Source organism: Bradyrhizobium sp. BRP22 (assembly GCF_020194175.1).
In the GTDB taxonomy this organism is placed as follows: domain Bacteria; phylum Pseudomonadota; class Alphaproteobacteria; order Rhizobiales; family Xanthobacteraceae; genus Bradyrhizobium.
Map to the genome: position 1 here is coordinate 74,206 of NZ_JADYVX010000005.1, position 16,267 is coordinate 90,472.

Genomic DNA, 16,267 nt, shown 5'->3' on the forward strand with positions numbered 1-16,267 from the left:
TTAATCTCTCATTGCACGCGGCGCACGGCTTTCGCATTCAGCGCGTTGATCCGGTCCTGCCAGAAGGCGCTTGCGGTGCCGAACACGTTGTAGCCGACATGGGTCGATACCTTGATACGATCGAGGATCGAAAGCTCGCTCACGGTTTCAAGGCGATTGGAACGGGGATCGTAGACGATCAGCGCGAGCGGGGTCTCTTCCAGGATGTAGCGCGACACGGTGTGCTCGCGATCGCTGCCATGCTCCTCGCACAGCAGCACGCTGTCGCCCTGCATCAGCCGGGCCCCGCCCTTCATGGCCTCGATCTCGACGCCCTCGACGTCGAGCTTGATCAGGTATTTTCCGTTCAGTGCGATCTTGCCGTCGTCGAGCAGATTGTCGAGCGCAATGACGGGCACTTCCTCACCGCCGGTCTGGTCGCCGGCGATGCTGAACGCCTCGTGCTTGGTGCCGGAGAGCTTTGCCTTGCCCCTGCCCGCGCCGATCGCGCATTTCATCGTCTCGAAACGGTTGCCGTTGATATCAGCGTTGTTCGCAAGCTTCGGGAAGTTCTGTCCCGACGGCTCGATCGCGATCGCCTTCTGCGAGCCGAATGGCCTGCTCGAGACCAGCACCGACCAATAGCCGTAGTTGGCGCCGCAATCGATCAGCGTGTAGTCGACGTCGGCCGAATCCTTGAACAGAAGCTCGAGCTCGTCCTCGTAATGGTAGGAGCGGTTGAGCAGTTTGCTCCAATAGCCGTCGCCATAGGGAAACGCGAACACCGCGTCTTCATTGAGCCTGACTGCGATGTCTCGCTCGGGCAGCGTCTTGCGCAGCAGGTTGGCGCAGGCGATGTAGCCCATGTGGGAAAAGTGTGAGGAGATCTTCGAACCGGTCGACAGCGCCAGCGCAGCCGTCCGCTCCCACAGGTTGGCTCCTTCCAGAGCCCCCGAGGCGCGGTCAAACTGTATTGGCGGCTGCACCATCACCGATCCACCTCTCCGAACACGATGTCGAGCGAACCCAGGATCGCGGAGACGTCGGCGAGCAGATGGCCGGTGCAGATATGATCCATCGCCTGCAGATGGGCAAAGCCCGGTGCGCGGATCTTGCACTTGTAGGGCTTGTTGGTGCCGTCGGCGACGAGATAGACGCCGAACTCGCCCTTGGGTGCTTCGACCGCGGCATAGACTTCGCCGGCCGGCACGTGCACGCCCTCGGTGTAGAGCTTGAAGTGATGGATCAGCGCCTCCATCGAGCGCTTCATCTCGCCTCGGCGTGGCGGCGCGATCTTGTTGTCCTCGACCACGACCGGCCCCTGTCCGTCGGGCGATTTCAGTTTCTGGATGCACTGCTTCATGATACGCACCGACTGGCGCATCTCTTCCATCCGGATCAGGTAGCGGTCGTAACAGTCGCCGTTCTTGCCGATCGGGATGTCGAAATCCATCTCGGCATAGCACTCGTAGGGCTGCGCCTTGCGCAAATCCCAGGCCGCGCCGGAGCCACGCACCATCACGCCCGAGAAGCCCCATTCCCAGGCTTCCTTCAGCGGCACCACGCCGATATCGACGTTGCGCTGCTTGAAGATGCGGTTGCCGGTCAGCAGCGTGTCGAGGTCGTCGACCACTTTAAGGAACGGGTCGCACCACGCTTCGATGTCATCGATCAGCTTCGGCGGTAGGTCCTGGTGCACGCCGCCGATGCGGAAATAGGCCGCATGCATGCGCGAGCCGGAGGCGCGCTCGTAGAACACCATCAGCTTCTCGCGCTCCTCGAAGCCCCACAGCGGCGGGGTGAGCGCGCCGACGTCCATCGCCTGCGTCGTGACGTTGAGCAGGTGCGACAGGATGCGGCCGATTTCGCAATAGAGCACGCGGATCAACTGCCCGCGCCGCGGCACCTCGATGCCCAGCAGCTTCTCCGCCGCGAGGCAGAAGGCATGCTCCTGGTTCATCGGCGCGACGTAATCGAGCCGGTCGAAATACGGGATCGCCTGCAGATAGGTCTTGTGCTCGATCAGCTTCTCGGTGCCACGATGCAACAGCCCGATATGCGGATCGACGCGCGCGACCACTTCGCCATCGAGTTCGAGCACGAGACGCAACACGCCGTGCGCGGCAGGATGCTGCGGCCCAAAATTGATGGTGAAGTTGCGCAGATTCTGCGGTTGCTCATTCATGATCAGGCCTTCGGCTCCGCCTTTGCCTTCTCGTCTCCGGGCAGCGGATAATCCGCACCTTCCCAGGGCGAGAGGAAATCGAACTTGCGGAATTCCTGGTTGAGGCGCACCGGCTCGTATACCACCCGCTTCTCCTCGTCGTCGTAGCGGACCTCGACGAAGCCGGTGAGCGGAAAGTCCTTGCGCAGCGGATGGCCGTCAAATCCGTAGTCGGTCAGGATCCGGCGCATGTCGGGATGGCCGGTGAAGATGACCCCGTACAGATCGTAGGTCTCGCGCTCGAACCAGTCGGCGCCGGGAAAGACCTCGATGATCGACGGCACCTGCGTATTCTCATCGGCCTCCGCGCGGAGGCGGATGCGCGTGTTCAGCGTCGGTGACAGGAAGTGGTAGACGACGTCGAAGCGCTTCTCGCGTTCGGGGTAATCAACTGCGGTCACATCGGTGAAGTTGACGAAGCGCAGGGCGGGATCGTCGCGCAGGTGCTTGACGACGTCCACGATCTTCTCCGCGTCCACATCAACAGTGAGCTGGTTGAACGCAACCGAATGCGCCTTCGCCGCGCCGGGAAGCGCGCTAACGATCGTCTGCCCCAGGGCGTCGAGCTTGGCGTCGTCCATGACGTAATACCTTAGCGTTCGATAGTGCCGATGCGGCGGATCTTCTTCTGCAGCAGCAAAACGCCGTAGAGCAGCGCTTCCGCCGTCGGCGGACAGCCCGGCACGTAGATGTCGATCGGCACGATGCGGTCGCAGCCACGCACCACCGAATAGGAATAGTGGTAGTAGCCGCCGCCATTGGCGCAGGAGCCCATCGAGATCACGTAGCGCGGCTCGGGCATCTGGTCGTAGACCTTGCGCAGCGCCGGCGCCATCTTGTTGGTCAGCGTGCCCGCGACGATCATCACGTCGGACTGCCGCGGCGAGGCCCGTGGCGCGAAGCCGAAGCGCTCGACGTCGTAGCGCGGCATCGAGACCTGCATCATCTCGACCGCGCAGCAGGCGAGGCCGAACGTCATCCACATCAGCGAGCCGGTGCGGGCCCAGGTGATCAGGTCGTCGGCGGCCGCGACGAAGAAACCCTTGTCGGAGAGCTCGTGATTGATCTCGCGGAAATACGGGTCATTGGCGCCGACCGGTTTGCCGGTGGCGGGATCGAGGATGCCCTTCGGCGCCGGCGCGATCGCCGGCTGGAATGTCTCAGCGGTTGGGCTCAATCCCATTCGAGCGCGCCTTTCTTCCATTCATACGCAAAGCCGACGGTCAGCACGGCCAGGAACACCATCATCGACCAGAACCCGGTCGCGCCCAGCTTGCCGAACGCCACCGCCCAGGGGAACAGAAACGCCACTTCGAGGTCGAAGATGATGAAGAGGATCGCCACCAGATAGAAGCGGACGTCGAACTTCATGCGGGCATCGTCGAAAGCGTTGAATCCGCATTCATAAGCGGACAGCTTTTCCGGGTCGGGCTGCTGGAATGCGAGCAGGAATGGCGCGATCAGGAGCGCCAGGCCGATCACGGCCGCGACCCCAATAAACACCACAAGTGGAAGATAATTCTGCAGGATGCCGGTCATCGGCGGTGCCTTCTTGCTGCGGTTCGGACAGCCGCAGATTCGTTTCATTGGAATTATTCTTGAGCCTTAGCGCAGCGCAACAGAGGGCGCAAGACAAGCAATTTTAAAGCTCTGTCGGGCTCAGTCGCCCCCGATCATCCGTGGTTGAGCGCGCGTTCTCGCCCCGGATGAAGAACGCGTGACGTCGAAGATCGGTGCCCCGGATTTGCAGCTTCAGACCGCTCGAATCCACCCTGCACAATGGCCGTCTTTGTGCACCTCTCGTTTAGTTGAACTGCAAGGGGGTCCTGCCGATCGAACGGTACGCTGATCCGTCCCTGCGCAGGCTTTATCCCCAGGGATTGCTCGGCGATAAGCCGGCTCCAAAGGCTGTTTCTCTGTGACTTTATTCCTCTGCTTTGCCTCCAGCCGCCAGCCGCACATCGCACGAAACCAACCCGGGTCAGCAACGAAACCATTTTAGGGAACCCGCGAAACCTTCCTGAAACAGATGGGGCGTACCCCTTTGGCCAACAGGCGACGGCAAAGTTCGCCCGGAGGCATCGGATGAACCACTCGATTCACTCAGCAGATCGCTCGACCCACCTGAAGATCGTGGTGGTGGCGCTGGTGGCGGGCATTGCAATTACAGCCCTGGGTATCGCCGCGCGCAACAATTCCGAGTTCACCCAGACCGCCCAGACACCGGTCGTGAAGGCTGGCAAGCCGGTGGCGATCACGAGCTCCGGGGCCTCCACGGTCCGCTGACCGACGCATTTTCTGACAGGGAAGGAAAGCCGCCTCCGGGCGGCTTTGTCGTCTGACACGGCCGAAGCTGACAGCCTCCCCGGTTTGGAACAGCCTGTACCAATCCGGTGCATAACCTGATTGATCGGACCCGGCTCCGCCCCCGCGCCGATGGAAACGCAGCCGCGTCCTCGGCCTATGCCGCGGGCCGAAAATCCCGAAAAACCCGCCTCTGTTACCGCTGTTAACCGCGTTGCGTGGGTTTCCGCGACGCTGCCGGCTTCATCGTCCACTGCGGCATGATCGCTGCCCTTCCAAGGCATCTTCCGTCGCATCCGCCCCGATGCGGCACAGAGGTAGCCTGGAGGATTGCATGTCCGTCACCCACTACGCGCCGCCGTCGGCGGGTCTTGCCGACTACATCGCCATCGCGCGGCCCGACCACTGGATCAAGCACGTGCTGATCGTGCCAGGGGTTGCCTTCGCGATGATCATGGCAGGCACCGGACCGGTCGACTACACGGCGCTGGTGGAACGCCTGCTCGGCTGCCTGTTCGTCGCGATGGCGCTGTCGTCGGCCAACTACACCATCAACGAATGGCTCGATGCCCCCTTCGACGCCATGCACCCGACCAAGCGGGCGCGTCCGGCGGTACAGACCACGATGTCACCCAGCATCGTCTTCGCCCAATATATCCTTTTGACCGCCGTGGGCCTGCTGGTCGCCAACCAGCTCGGCCAGAGCTTTGCCCTCACCGCGACCGTGTTCGTCGTGTTCGGCATCATCTACAATGTGCGCCCGATCCGAGCCAAGGACCGCGCCTTCCTCGATGTCATCGTCGAGTCCCTGAACAATCCGCTGCGCTTCCTGTTCGGCTGGTTCGCGGTGGTCCCGCATATCGCCCCGCCGATCTCGATCCTGCTCGCCTACTGGTTCGGCGGCGCCTTCCTGATGGCCGCCAAGCGCGTCTCCGAGCATCGCGCCATTGTCGAGGCAGGCGGCACCGCCAACCTCGCCGCCTATCGTCCCTCCTTTGCCGTCTACACGCATTCGAGCCTGGTGACGAGCTGCCTCGTCTACGCTCAGGGCTTTGCGTTCATGATGGCAATCTTCCTGATCAAGTACCGGATCGAATACATCGTCGCGATCCCGTTCCTGATCGCGCTGTTCGCCGCCTATATGCGGCTCGCGTTGACCCCGGATTCCGCGGCCGCGCGGCCCGAGGAATTGATGCGGCAGCCGTCGATGCTGATTGCCGCGGCGGTCACCATGGCGCTGTTCGGCATCCTGACCTTCGTCGATTTGCCGCTGCTCAACAGCCTGACCAGCTCGAACCTCATCCATCTCAGTGCGGGGCGCTGACCATGTCGATGACGGCTTCCCTCAGCACTCCCCGAAATTACGCCGGCGTCGCGGTCGCGACGCTGGCTTTCGCCGCGCTGGCGCTTCTGCTCGACGGGCCGGTCTGGCTGGTGAAACTGGTGCCGACCCAGGACGGCCCGGTGCATCTCGCTCAGGCCGACCTGATCGCCCGTTTCGGCTGGGGCGGCGTGCTGCAGGAGCCTGCCGCCTCCTTCTACCAATGGAATTCGCGGATCGAACCGAACTCCGCGATCTACCTGTTGCTCGCCGGCCTGATCCGGCTGACCGGCAATCCGCTGCTCGCCAACTCGCTGTTTCTGAGCCTGTACGGGCTGATCTGGATCGCAGCCGCCTTCGTGGCGTCGCGCACTGAGACCGAACGGCCGCTGCTGCCGATGCTGCTGCTGTTGCCGGTCGCCTTCGGCGTCTTCATCCATTGGGGCTTCTACAATTTCGCGCTTGGCGTACCGCTGTTCCTCTTCTTCGCAAGCTTCTGGAGCAAGGTGCGCAAGCGCGGCGACATCTTCACTTTCCTCGCCACCGCATTGTTCCTGGCGGCGCTCTATCTGACCCACATCACCTCCGTGGTCGCGGCCTGCCTGCTGCTTGCGGCCGACGGCATCGCCCGCGCGCTCCGCGCGCTGGAGCATGACGGCCCGCGCGCCGCCGGCCGTCGGTTGCTGATCGATGGCGCCTGGGCCACTGCCGCGGCCCTGCCGGTGCTGGTGCTGATCGCAGGATTCCTGCTTGCCTATCAGGACATTCCCGGCGAGGTGCCGGGCGAAGGCGGCGTCACACAGATCCTACGCCGGATCGCCGCCGCCACCCACCTCTTCACCTTCACCTCCTGGGAAGTGGTCGCGCTGGCGCCTCTTCTGGCGGCGGTGCTGGTGGCCGGCGCGATGGCGCTCCGGCACGTGAGGTCGGGCAACCCGACCTGGCCCGTCTTCTTCATCCTCGTCGTGCTCATGTCGCTCCTCAACTTGAAGACCGGTTCGGCGCTGCTGTCGGAACGGCTCGCTCCCTATAGCTGGATCGCGGTCGTGCTCTTCATCGCGAGCCGCCAGCCGCATGAAGCGCTGACGCGGATCCTGTGCCTCGCTGCGATCGCCGGGCTGGTCGGCCAGACCGCGATCCGCACGGTGGCCTACAAGAGCTGGGCGCCGGTGCTGGAAAGCGAGCTTGAGATCGGCCGGCAGAATCCTGGCAAGACCTTCATCAATGCCGATTTGATCGCCCAGCGCGAGAGTTCCCTGTTCGCCTGGCGCATTCGCCCCACCCTGCATGCAGCGCAAACCGCGGCGCTGGCCGCCCGCGGCGCCGGCCTCTCCTCCACACTGCCTTCGACCCGCTATTTCGGTTACTTCCCGCTGCAATATGTGCCGTCGCACGACTTCCTGCGCGCGACGGCCGACTGGGAGACCGAGCGAGATGCCGCCGAGCTCGCAAAATTCCGCAAGGCGAACGGCGGGGCGCCGCAGGTGCTGATCGTGTCGTCCTCCGACCAGAGCGGATCAGCGGTCGCGCGCAATCTGGGCTATGCCGACTGCAAGGCGAAGGAGAGCGCCGGACGCGAGATTGTGGCCTGCACGGCTCCAAACCAATTGAGTGCGATCCGTGACTGACCTTGCCCTGAACATCGCCCCAACGCCGCTGGATGCGAGCACTGCCCCCGCGGATACGCTGCTCGGCCTGCCCACATCGATGCCGCTGGTGCTGGACCTCGACGGCACGCTGATCAGGGGAGACCTTCTCTACAAGAGCTTCTTCTCGATCCTGCGCCGCAATCCGCTGATCGTGCTCGCCTGTGCCAGATGGCTCTTGCGAGGACGCGCCGCGCTCAAGCGCCAGCTTGCGCTGCGCAACCGTATCGACTGGAAGCGGCTCGAATTTCGTCAAGAGGTTGTCGCGCTGGCGCGCCGGGAGCAGGCGGCCGGCCGCATGATCGTGCTTGCTACCGCCGCTGACGCCGTGCTCGCCGGCCAACTCGCATTCCGCCTGCCCCTCTTCGATCAGGTTATCGCCTCCGATGGCGCGCGAAATCTGAAGGGACCGGCCAAGGCCGCACTGCTCCGCGAGCAGTTTCCGGCCGGCTTCATCTACGCCGGCGACAGCAAGTCCGACCTCGCAGTCTGGGCCCGCGCCAGCGGCATCATTCTCGTCAACACGCACCGATCAGTCCGTGAGGCCGCGCTGGCGCTGGGACGGCCAACGCTGGATTTGTCCCCCGCGGCCAGCGTTAACAAGCACTAACGCAATCGCTCGATTGCAACCGGCGTTGCGATCCCAAGCTTAAATTTCGGCGCGTATAGAGAGGGTCGACAGGACCTCCCCCCGATGAATCTGGTTCAGCAAACGCGCACGACAGGCTTCAAGATCGTCTGTACCGACTGCGGCAGCCTCTCGATCAAAATGGCACCGCCCGAGGCCATTGCAGTCGCATCCGGCGAGACGGTCATCGAATGCCGCTGCTGCAGCGCCGTTCGCGGCACATTGGCCGATCTCAAGGATCTGGCGCGCCGCGGACGCGATCTCTACGAATTTTAGTCCACAGCTTCTCCTTCCCCCAAATCTTTACAGGTTCGGGAAATCTTCAACATCCTTGACTTCAAAAGGTCGCCCCTTTAAGTCCCCCACGTCTCGCGGATTTGCGCATCACGCGGGAGTAGCTCAGTTGGTTAGAGCGCCGGCCTGTCACGCCGGAGGTCGCGGGTTCGAGCCCCGTCTCTCGCGCCACTTAGGCGATGTCTTTCATATAGTTAGCTCCGCACCCGCCTTCCGATCCAGTTTTCATCCGCTCCCCGCCTGACCTGCCGCCTTGGTGTTCCGTTTGCCGGCGGTTTTTGCCGTTTCGACGCAGCTAGCGGCCGGTTTTCAGGCGAAACGGCGTAGTCAGTCAGGGTCCGAATCGACTAAGGCCTGAAATGTCAGGGTTTCCTGGACCCTCGCCGTCGAGACCCCCAAGGGCTCCAGATCTCCCGTTGACGCGTTTTCCTCAACGAACCGGTATCCGCTTCGCTCGAAAACGCTTCTCTTTAAGCCATTCACCACGAGGAGGGCCACATATGGCGAAGAAAGCAGCGACCCCGGCGACCATCACTCTGAAGCACCTGGCGGCGGCGATCGCCGAAGACCAGGAACTCTCCAAGAAGCAGGCCGAAAGCATCCTGACCGACGTCGTGACGAGGATCACCAAGCACCTGAAGAAGGGCGAGCGTATCCGCATCGTCGGCCTCGGCATCCTGCAGGTGCGCAAACGCGCCGCCCGGATGGGCCGCAATCCCGCGACCGGCGAGCAGATCCACATCAAGGCCAGCAAGAAGGTCGCCTTCCGTCCTGCGAAGGAACTCAAGGAAGCCATCTGATCGCCCACCCCTTCGCTCCATCATTGCCATTCCGGCTCTTCGACGCGGCCCCGGAATGGCGCTTTTCTGTTATAGAGCCAGCCCGATCCCTCTTTTGGACTTGCGGTCACCATGCTGGCTCCCACGCTCGATTTCAAACACACCGTCACCGAGCGCTTCCTGCGCTACGTCGTGATCGACACCCAGTCCGATCCGGAATCGCCGACCTGCCCTTCCACCGAGAAGCAGAAGGATCTCGGCCGCCTCCTTGTGGCGGAATTGCAGGCGATGGGGATCAGCGACGCCCATCTGGACCAGCACGGCTACGTCTACGCGACCATCCCGGCCACGTCAGACAAGAAGGTGCCGGTGATCTGCTTCTGCTCGCACATGGACACTTCGCCGGACTGCACCGGCAAGAACGTCAAGCCGCAGATCGTCAAGAACTACCGCGGCGGCGACATCGTGCTGCCGGCCGACCCTGCCCAGGTGATCCGCGCCGCCGAGCATCCGGCGCTGTCCGACCAGATCGGCAACGACATCATCACGACCGACGGCACCACGCTGCTCGGGGCCGACAACAAGGCCGGCGTTGCCGAGATCATGGATGCCGCGCATTTCCTGATCCACAATCCGCAAGTGAAGCACGGCACCATCAAGATCCTGTTCACGCCCGATGAGGAGATCGGCCGCGGCGTCGACAAGGTCGACCTGAAGAAGCTCGGCGCCGATTTCGCCTACACGATCGACGGCGAGACCGCCGGCCATATCGAGGACGAGACCTTTTCCGCCGACGGCGCCAGCATCATGATCGAAGGCGTCTCCACCCATCCCGGCTTCGCCAAAGGCAAGATGGAGCATGCGATCAAGATCGCCGCCGCGATCGTCGAGCGGCTGCCGAAGGCCACCTGCTCGCCGGAGACCACCGAAGGCAAGGAAGGCTTTCTGCATCCGATCGCGATCTCCGGTGCGCTGGAGCAGGCGAGGCTCGACTTCATCGTGCGCGATTTCACGGAAGCCGGGCTGAAGGAGAAGGAGATGCTGCTGGAGGCCATCGTCAAGGACGTCATGAAGGCCTATCCGCGCTCGACCTACCGTATGGAGGTCAAGCAGCAGTACCGCAACATGAAGCAGGTGATCGACCGGCATCCGGAGATCGTCGACCACGCCGTCGAAGCGATCCGCCGCGCCGGCCTCACCCCGGTGAAGACCTCGATCCGCGGCGGCACCGACGGCTCCCGCCTGTCCTTCATGGGCCTGCCCTGCCCCAACATCTTCGCCGGCGAGCACGCCTTCCACTCGCGCCTGGAATGGGTGAGCCGGCAGGACATGGAAAAGGCGGTGCAGACCATCGTGCACCTCGCGATGATCTGGGAAGAGCGGGCGTAAGGGTTACGCAAAAAAGCACACGTCCGTCATTGCGAGCGAAGCGAAGCAATCCATGCCTCCACAAGCGCGCAAGCATGGATTGCTTCGTCGCTATCGCTCCTCGCAACGACGGCAAGAGCGCAATGACGGCGAAAACTACGACGCCCGCGCTGTTACGATCCAGATCGAGCCGGGCAATATCACTGAACTGCCCTTGACGAACGGCGCGAGCGCCTCGCGGATCGCAGCCGCGGCGGCGGCGCGGAGCTCAGGCGGCTGATCCTGCAGCGCCCGGCTGGCCGGCCCGATCTCGAGCGCACCCTGCACGGCGCCATCGAGGCCGCGGCCGATCGCAGCATCGAGCAAGATCGGGCACGGCTCCATCTCCACATTCTTGAAGCCGGCCGCGCCGAGGATGCGTCGCACGCGCTCCTCCGAGGCGAACGCGAACGGCCCGGGATCCTCGGGCCCCTGCTGCGGCAGTTTCGGCACATGCTTGTAGGCTGCCTGCAACGGCGTCATGAAGAACGGATTCTCGCGCGGCTCACGCCAGCAGATAAATGCAAGTCGCCCCGAGGGGCGCAGCGCCTTCCTCATATTCGCAAACGACACTGCGGGATCGGCGAAGAACATCACGCCAAACCGCGACGCCAACAGATCGAAGCTGGCGGGCTCGAATGGATATACCGTTGCGTCCGCGAGCGCATATTCCAGCGACAATCCAGGCATCACGCGTTGCCGTGCCTGCTCGAGCATCGGACCGGATACGTCGATCCCAAGCACATGTCCCGACGGCCCGACCTTCTCTGCGAACGCGACCGTGGTCGCGCCGCTGCCGCAACCGACGTCGATGACGCGCTCGCCCGGCGCCGGCCTGGCGCGATCGATCAGGATATCGAGGATTGGAGCCAACAGGATATCCTGCGCCGCCTGCCGGTCCGCCCAGCGCTGGCCGCCCGGCCCGTTCCAGTACGCGATCTGGTCGGCATTCTGTTCGTGGCCAAGCGTGACGTCCATCAGCAGGTCTCTTTCGTTGCGGCCTGCAGCATCGGCATCACCTGATAGGTGAAGCCGGCATCGGCCTTCATGACGGGATCGTTGGCGATAATGCTCTGCGGGTCGGTATCGTCAGGCAATCGCAGCACGCCGAGTCCCCAGACACCGGCCGGATCGGCCACCGGGCCGAACACGATCGCCTTGTCGACCCGCAGCAGTTCCTCGCAACAGGCCGTGTGGGCCTGCATGATCTCGGCCTCCCGCGGCGTCATGTCCTGCGTGAATGTCGAACGCGGCGGGACCAGCTTGCAGAGGAAGTATCTCATTGCGGCGCCTATTTCGCGGCGCTGCCGGTCTTGGATTTCTTCTGCGTCGTGCTGGTGGCCGACGGCGGCGCGTTGTCGCTGCGCACGGCGCCCCAGGGATCGCTGGGCCCCGCCTTGTCGGGAATGTTGCGCAGCGATCTCTTGTAGGCGCGCTCGGCGTTGCGCTCCTCCTCCTTTTGCGACGGACTCTTGTCCTTGTCGACGTCGCCATATCGCGGCACGGCGTCCTGCGCGAATGCCGCTCCCGACATCAGTGCAATCATCACGGCGGCGATAAAGGCTCGCATGGGCATCTCCCCGGTTTTCGCCCGATGATATCACCCGGCCGGGAACATCGACAATCCGTCGCAAGCGCCGGCGCTGCGCATTGAGGCCGCATTGCTTTCACCGAATGGCCACATCAGAAGCAGATGCCAACCAGATTTCACGGTTAGGACTTGTTTGTTCCTCAACCTGGAAAGGCATGACCATGCGCATCTTTACGGCGTCCGCCATCATTGCAGCCCTCTGCCTCGGAACACCGGCCTTGGTGTTGGCGCAGGGAGCCCCGTCGCAACAACGCGGAGCGGAGTCACCGCCTGCTCAGTCCGGCACCGTGATACGCAGCATACAGGTTGTCGACGTCAAGGAACTGCAGCCGGCCGTGCGTTCGAAGGTCGATGAAATCGTCGCGCAGACGAGCGATGAGGACATGCAGTCGCTTCGGAAGTCGATCGACGCGACACCGCAGGCCGTATCGGCACTCAAGGCCAAGGGCGTGACTTCGGCGCAAGTGATCGCCATCAACATCGCCGACGGCGTTCTGACGATGTTCACCAAGATGGCCTGAGATCGTCGGGATAGTTCGCGTCGCCAGTTGAGCGGCGCTTTAAGAGGTTTACTGCTGAACCAGTCCGCCTTCGCCCTGCGCACTCCGGCTTGCCGAGCCGAAGCCCGCAGGGCGAAGGCTGGTAGGCGGTGAGAGATTCGAACTCCCGACCCTCTCGGTGTAAACGAGATGCTCTAACCAGCTGAGCTAACCGCCCTCGGCTGCTTCTTTACCCTTGCCCCGCCCCGCGGCGCAAGGTCGGCGGCTCGAGCATTTTCGGTTCTGATTGAATCAGAACCGAAGCTCTAGGCTCTTGTTTTGACGCGTTTTCTTCACGCGAACCGGTGTCCACTTCGCTCGAAAACGCTATGATCATTCAGTCGGAAGCCCCGGCAACGCCTTGAGATCGTTGATCCAGGGTGCCGCCGAGCGGCACCAGATCTGGCGGCGCGGCTGCAATTGGTCGCGCTGGCGGATGCTGCCCCAGCGGATGCCCCAATCGTCGGGACCGCCGTGTTCGCCGCTCGTGAACAGCGGGGAACCGCATTCGGGCAGAAATGCTGGAAGCGAATTTGTCCGTTGTCGCCGGCCTTCCCATAGATTTTCGGCGGTTTGCCCGTGAGGTGGATTGCTTCGCCGGAGCAGATCGCGGTGACGCGGTACGGTGAGCCCGTCAGCGTCTGGCAGTCCGTGCAATGGCAAATCGAGATCCGCTCCGGATCGATCTCGGCCTCGTAAGTGACGACGCCGCAGTGGCATTGCCCGTCGATCTTCATGGCACCCTCCTCCACCTGCTCGCTGATTCTGATGCGCTCCCGCGGATTCCCATAAACAAAAACGGCGCCCGAAGGCGCCGCTCGTTGTTCAATCAAAACCCGGTCCGGTCAGTGCGCCGTCAGGCCGCCGGTCTCTTCGGCGGTGTCGGGTTTGACGTCGACCTTGGTCTCCTCTTCCCAGACGATCGGTGTCGGCACCCGCACCAACGCCTTGGCGACGACCTCGTCGAGACGGGAGACCGGGATGATCTCCATGCCGCCCTTGATCGCATCGGAAATCTCCGTGAGATCCTTGGCGTTGTCCTCGGGGATCAGCACCGTCTTGATGCCGCCGCGGGCGGCAGCCAGGAGCTTCTCCTTCAGACCGCCGATCGGCAGCACGCGGCCGCGCAGCGTGATCTCGCCGGTCATCGCGACATCATGGCGGACCGGGATGCCGGTCATGACCGAGATGATCGCGGTGGCCATCGCGACGCCTGCGGACGGACCATCCTTCGGCGTCGCGCCCTCGGGCACGTGCACGTGGATGTCGCGCCGGTCGAACATCGGCGGCTCGATGCCGTAGGTGATCGCCCGCGAGCGGACATAGGACGCCGCCGCCGAGATCGATTCCTTCATCACATCGCGCAGGTTGCCCGTGACCGTCATCTTGCCCTTGCCGGGCATCATGACGCCTTCGATGGTGAGCAGCTCGCCGCCGACATCGGTCCAGGCCAGACCGGTGACGATACCGACCTGATCCTCGCTCTCGATCTCGCCGAAGCGGTACTTCGGCACACCGAGGAAGTCCTCCAGGGTCTTCTCGGTGACCTTGACCGACTTCTTCTTGGAGATCATCAGCTCCTTCACCGCCTTGCGGGCGAGTGTCGACAGCTCACGCTCCAGGTTGCGCACGCCCGCTTCGCGGGTGTAGCGGCGGATCACCAGCAGCAACGCGTCGTCGTCGATCGACCATTCCTTGGAGTCCAGGCCGTGCTTGGAGAGCGCGTTCGGGATCAGGTGCTTGCGCGCGATCTCGACCTTTTCGTTCTCGGTGTAGCCGGCGATCCGGATGATCTCCATGCGGTCCATCAGCGGGCCCGGAATATTGAGCGTATTCGCGGTCGTGATGAACATCACGTTCGACAGGTCGTAGTCGACCTCCAGGTAGTGGTCGTTGAAGGTCGAGTTCTGTTCGGGGTCCAGGACCTCGAGCAGCGCCGATGACGGATCGCCGCGGAAGTCGGCGCCCATCTTGTCGATCTCGTCCAACAGGAACAGCGGGTTCGAGGTCTTTGCCTTCCGCATCGACTGGATGATCTTGCCGGGCATCGAGCCGATATAGGTACGGCGGTGACCGCGGATCTCGGCCTCGTCGCGCACGCCGCCGAGCGAGACGCGCACGAATTCACGCCCCGTCGCCTTCGCGATCGACTTGCCGAGCGAGGTCTTGCCGACGCCGGGAGGCCCGACCAGGCACAGGATCGGTCCGGTCAGCTTGTTGGCGCGCGACTGCACCGCGAGATACTCGACGATGCGATCCTTGACCTTCTCGAGGCCGTAGTGATCGGAGTCCAGCACCGCCTGCGCGGCTTCCAGATCCTTCTTGACCTTGGATTTCTTGTTCCACGGGATCGACAGCAGCCAGTCCAGATAGTTGCGCACGACGGTCGCTTCCGCGGACATCGGCGACATCTGGCGCAGCTTCTTCAATTCATGCTGCGCCTTCTCGCGCGCTTCCTTGGAGAGCTTGGTCTTGTTGATGCGCTCTTCCAGATCGGCCAGCTCGTCGCGACCCTCGTCGTCGCCGAGCTCCTTCTGGATCGCCTTCATCTGCTCGTTCAGGTAATACTCGCGCTGGGTCTTCTCCATCTGGCGCTTGACGCGCGACCGGATGCGCTTCTCGACCTGCAGAACCGAGATCTCGCTTTCCATCAGGCCGAGCACCTTCTCCAGGCGCTGGGTGACCGACAGCGTCTCCAGGATGGCCTGGCGATCGGCGATCTTGACCGCCAGATGCGAGGCGACGTTGTCGCTCAGCTTGGCGAAGTCGGTGATCCCCTGAACGACGCCGACGACTTCGGCGGAGATCTTCTTGTTCAGCTTCACATAGCTCTCGAAATCGGACACGACCGAGCGCGCCAGCGCTTCGGCTTCGACCGAATTGGCGTCGGTGTCGGCGAGCGCGACTGCGGTCGCCTCGTAGAACTCGCTGCGATCGGAGTACTTCTCCACGCGCGCACGCTCGAGCCCTTCGACCAGCACCTTCACGGTGCCGTCGGGCAGCTTCAGCAGCTGCAGGACGCTCGCAAGCGTACCCGTCTCATAGATCGACTCGGGCGCCGGATCGTCGTCGGACGCATTCTTCTGCGTCGCGAGCAGGATCAGCGCGTCGTTCTTCATCACTTCTTCAAGAGCGCGGATCGACTTCTCGCGGCCGACGAAGAGCGGCACGATCATGTGCGGGAAGACGACAATGTCACGGAGCGGCAGCACCGGATAAGAATGGCTTTCGCCGTAGACGATCGATGGCCGGGGTTTTGAAGTTGTCATGGCCTATTCCTTTCGTTGCGCCCCCTTGCACGCGGTCCGCTTGCTTGCGCAACCACCACAAGGTGCCGGTATGATCCGAATGTCGTTCGGCCCCTCGGCCGCTTCTCGTTTCGGATGTCAGATGACGAATCTTCAGACGTAAATCCTCATCACCGATAGCATTAGGTGGCTATCGGCTATGGGGGTGTCAAGTACTTAGAAATGCCGGAAAATCCGGGACAAATACGCAGCATTAATCAAATCGAATGGCCGCCGAAAATCCCGGCAGCCATCGTACTTTTGCTCA

General features: G+C 63.0%; 17 protein-coding genes, 2 tRNA genes and 1 pseudogene. 9 read left to right on the forward strand and 11 right to left on the reverse strand.

Annotated features, from left to right (window positions below):
- Positions 1 to 8: 8 nt before the first annotated feature.
- The 5 genes from I6F35_RS08775 to I6F35_RS08795 are packed head-to-tail and all read right to left on the reverse strand — an operon-like array spanning position 9 to position 3,742.
- Positions 9 to 968, reverse strand: a complete 960-nt coding sequence (locus I6F35_RS08775) for an FkbM family methyltransferase (protein ID WP_225117261.1) — start codon at positions 966 to 968, stop codon at positions 9 to 11.
- On the reverse strand, positions 968 to 2,164 hold the full coding sequence (locus I6F35_RS08780; protein WP_225117262.1) for an NADH-quinone oxidoreductase subunit D: 1,197 nt from the start codon (positions 2,162 to 2,164) through the stop codon (positions 968 to 970). The genes I6F35_RS08775 and I6F35_RS08780 overlap by 1 nt, the downstream gene beginning before the upstream one ends.
- A gap of 2 nt (positions 2,165 to 2,166) precedes the next feature.
- The gene (locus I6F35_RS08785; RefSeq protein ID WP_225117263.1) at positions 2,167 to 2,784 is read right to left on the reverse strand and encodes an NADH-quinone oxidoreductase subunit C; all 618 of its coding nucleotides are present in this window, start codon (positions 2,782 to 2,784) and stop codon (positions 2,167 to 2,169) included.
- 11 nt (positions 2,785 to 2,795) lie between these two features.
- Positions 2,796 to 3,386, reverse strand: a complete 591-nt coding sequence (locus I6F35_RS08790) for an NADH-quinone oxidoreductase subunit B (protein WP_225117264.1) — start codon at positions 3,384 to 3,386, stop codon at positions 2,796 to 2,798.
- The gene (locus tag I6F35_RS08795; protein WP_225117509.1) at positions 3,377 to 3,742 is read right to left on the reverse strand and encodes an NADH-quinone oxidoreductase subunit A; all 366 of its coding nucleotides are present in this window, start codon (positions 3,740 to 3,742) and stop codon (positions 3,377 to 3,379) included. The genes I6F35_RS08790 and I6F35_RS08795 overlap by 10 nt, the downstream gene beginning before the upstream one ends.
- 546 nt (positions 3,743 to 4,288) lie before the next feature.
- Here I6F35_RS08795 and I6F35_RS08800 point away from each other — a divergent pair.
- From I6F35_RS08800 to pepT, 8 genes are all read left to right on the forward strand, one after another.
- Positions 4,289 to 4,489 (forward strand): hypothetical protein, encoded by a 201-nt coding sequence (locus tag I6F35_RS08800; protein ID WP_225117265.1) that lies wholly within the window; start codon positions 4,289 to 4,291, stop codon positions 4,487 to 4,489.
- 352 nt (positions 4,490 to 4,841) lie between these two features.
- Positions 4,842 to 5,831 (forward strand): UbiA family prenyltransferase, encoded by a 990-nt coding sequence (locus I6F35_RS08805; protein ID WP_225117266.1) that lies wholly within the window; start codon positions 4,842 to 4,844, stop codon positions 5,829 to 5,831.
- Positions 5,832 to 5,833: 2 nt separating this feature from the next.
- Complete coding sequence (locus tag I6F35_RS08810) at positions 5,834 to 7,456, forward strand: hypothetical protein (protein ID WP_225117267.1); 1,623 nt, start codon at positions 5,834 to 5,836, stop codon at positions 7,454 to 7,456.
- The gene (locus I6F35_RS08815; RefSeq protein ID WP_225117268.1) at positions 7,449 to 8,084 is read left to right on the forward strand and encodes a haloacid dehalogenase-like hydrolase; all 636 of its coding nucleotides are present in this window, start codon (positions 7,449 to 7,451) and stop codon (positions 8,082 to 8,084) included. Before I6F35_RS08810 ends, I6F35_RS08815 begins: the two co-directional genes overlap by 8 nt.
- An 84-nt stretch (positions 8,085 to 8,168) precedes the next feature.
- The gene (locus tag I6F35_RS08820; protein WP_225117269.1) at positions 8,169 to 8,378 is read left to right on the forward strand and encodes a hypothetical protein; all 210 of its coding nucleotides are present in this window, start codon (positions 8,169 to 8,171) and stop codon (positions 8,376 to 8,378) included.
- A 112-nt stretch (positions 8,379 to 8,490) separates the two neighbouring features.
- Positions 8,491 to 8,567, forward strand: a tRNA-Asp gene (locus I6F35_RS08825).
- Between the two features lie 329 nt (positions 8,568 to 8,896).
- A complete protein-coding gene (locus I6F35_RS08830; RefSeq protein ID WP_027580650.1) occupies positions 8,897 to 9,196 on the forward strand; it encodes an HU family DNA-binding protein in 300 nt (99 codons plus the stop codon).
- A 111-nt stretch (positions 9,197 to 9,307) separates the two neighbouring features.
- On the forward strand, positions 9,308 to 10,564 hold the full coding sequence (pepT, locus tag I6F35_RS08835; protein ID WP_225117270.1) for a peptidase T: 1,257 nt from the start codon (positions 9,308 to 9,310) through the stop codon (positions 10,562 to 10,564).
- A 135-nt stretch (positions 10,565 to 10,699) separates the two neighbouring features.
- Here pepT and I6F35_RS08840 read toward each other — a convergent pair whose 3' ends face one another.
- Genes I6F35_RS08840 through I6F35_RS08850 form a run of 3 tightly spaced genes read right to left on the reverse strand, consistent with a single transcriptional unit; the run spans position 10,700 to position 12,152 of the window.
- Positions 10,700 to 11,560 (reverse strand): methyltransferase domain-containing protein, encoded by an 861-nt coding sequence (locus tag I6F35_RS08840; protein WP_225117271.1) that lies wholly within the window; start codon positions 11,558 to 11,560, stop codon positions 10,700 to 10,702.
- A complete protein-coding gene (locus I6F35_RS08845) occupies positions 11,560 to 11,865 on the reverse strand; it encodes a YciI family protein (protein WP_225117272.1) in 306 nt (101 codons plus the stop codon). The genes I6F35_RS08840 and I6F35_RS08845 overlap by 1 nt, the downstream gene beginning before the upstream one ends.
- Before the next feature lie 8 nt (positions 11,866 to 11,873).
- Entirely contained in the window at positions 11,874 to 12,152 is a 279-nt protein-coding gene (locus I6F35_RS08850; protein WP_225117273.1) for a hypothetical protein, read from the reverse strand.
- A 176-nt stretch (positions 12,153 to 12,328) separates the two neighbouring features.
- On the opposite strand from I6F35_RS08850, the gene I6F35_RS08855 reads away from it, so the two are divergent.
- Positions 12,329 to 12,694, forward strand: a complete 366-nt coding sequence (locus I6F35_RS08855; protein WP_225117274.1) for a hypothetical protein — start codon at positions 12,329 to 12,331, stop codon at positions 12,692 to 12,694.
- Positions 12,695 to 12,813: 119 nt separating this feature from the next.
- On the opposite strand, the gene I6F35_RS08860 is transcribed toward I6F35_RS08855, so the two are convergent.
- The 3 genes and pseudogenes from I6F35_RS08860 to lon all read right to left on the reverse strand — a co-directional run bounded on the left by I6F35_RS08860 (position 12,814) and on the right by lon (position 15,981).
- Positions 12,814 to 12,890 (reverse strand) — tRNA-Val (locus tag I6F35_RS08860).
- Positions 12,891 to 13,045: 155 nt separating this feature from the next.
- Positions 13,046 to 13,449 (reverse strand): annotated as a pseudogene (locus I6F35_RS08865) (GFA family protein).
- A 108-nt stretch (positions 13,450 to 13,557) separates the two neighbouring features.
- The gene (gene lon / locus I6F35_RS08870) at positions 13,558 to 15,981 is read right to left on the reverse strand and encodes an endopeptidase La (protein ID WP_225117275.1); all 2,424 of its coding nucleotides are present in this window, start codon (positions 15,979 to 15,981) and stop codon (positions 13,558 to 13,560) included.
- Between the last annotated feature and the right edge of the window lie 286 nt (positions 15,982 to 16,267).

Bases quoted from the DNA above. Each gene is read 5' to 3' on its own strand.
- pepT (WP_225117270.1), top strand. From the start codon at position 9,308: ATGCTGGCTCCCACGCTCGATTTCAAACACACCGTCACCGAGCGCTTC.
- I6F35_RS08840 (WP_225117271.1), bottom strand. From the start codon at position 11,560: ATGGACGTCACGCTTGGCCACGAACAGAATGCCGACCAGATCGCGTAC.
- I6F35_RS08830 (WP_027580650.1), top strand. From the start codon at position 8,897: ATGGCGAAGAAAGCAGCGACCCCGGCGACCATCACTCTGAAGCACCTG.
- I6F35_RS08785 (WP_225117263.1), bottom strand. From the start codon at position 2,784: ATGGACGACGCCAAGCTCGACGCCCTGGGGCAGACGATCGTTAGCGCG.
- I6F35_RS08845 (WP_225117272.1), bottom strand. From the start codon at position 11,865: ATGAGATACTTCCTCTGCAAGCTGGTCCCGCCGCGTTCGACATTCACG.
- I6F35_RS08805 (WP_225117266.1), top strand. From the start codon at position 4,842: ATGTCCGTCACCCACTACGCGCCGCCGTCGGCGGGTCTTGCCGACTAC.
- I6F35_RS08810 (WP_225117267.1), top strand. From the start codon at position 5,834: ATGTCGATGACGGCTTCCCTCAGCACTCCCCGAAATTACGCCGGCGTC.
- I6F35_RS08800 (WP_225117265.1), top strand. From the start codon at position 4,289: ATGAACCACTCGATTCACTCAGCAGATCGCTCGACCCACCTGAAGATC.
- I6F35_RS08790 (WP_225117264.1), bottom strand. From the start codon at position 3,386: ATGGGATTGAGCCCAACCGCTGAGACATTCCAGCCGGCGATCGCGCCG.
- I6F35_RS08780 (WP_225117262.1), bottom strand. From the start codon at position 2,164: ATGAATGAGCAACCGCAGAATCTGCGCAACTTCACCATCAATTTTGGG.
- I6F35_RS08795 (WP_225117509.1), bottom strand. From the start codon at position 3,742: ATGACCGGCATCCTGCAGAATTATCTTCCACTTGTGGTGTTTATTGGG.
- I6F35_RS08850 (WP_225117273.1), bottom strand. From the start codon at position 12,152: ATGCGAGCCTTTATCGCCGCCGTGATGATTGCACTGATGTCGGGAGCG.
- I6F35_RS08820 (WP_225117269.1), top strand. From the start codon at position 8,169: ATGAATCTGGTTCAGCAAACGCGCACGACAGGCTTCAAGATCGTCTGT.
- lon (WP_225117275.1), bottom strand. From the start codon at position 15,981: ATGACAACTTCAAAACCCCGGCCATCGATCGTCTACGGCGAAAGCCAT.
- I6F35_RS08855 (WP_225117274.1), top strand. From the start codon at position 12,329: ATGACCATGCGCATCTTTACGGCGTCCGCCATCATTGCAGCCCTCTGC.
- I6F35_RS08775 (WP_225117261.1), bottom strand. From the start codon at position 968: ATGGTGCAGCCGCCAATACAGTTTGACCGCGCCTCGGGGGCTCTGGAA.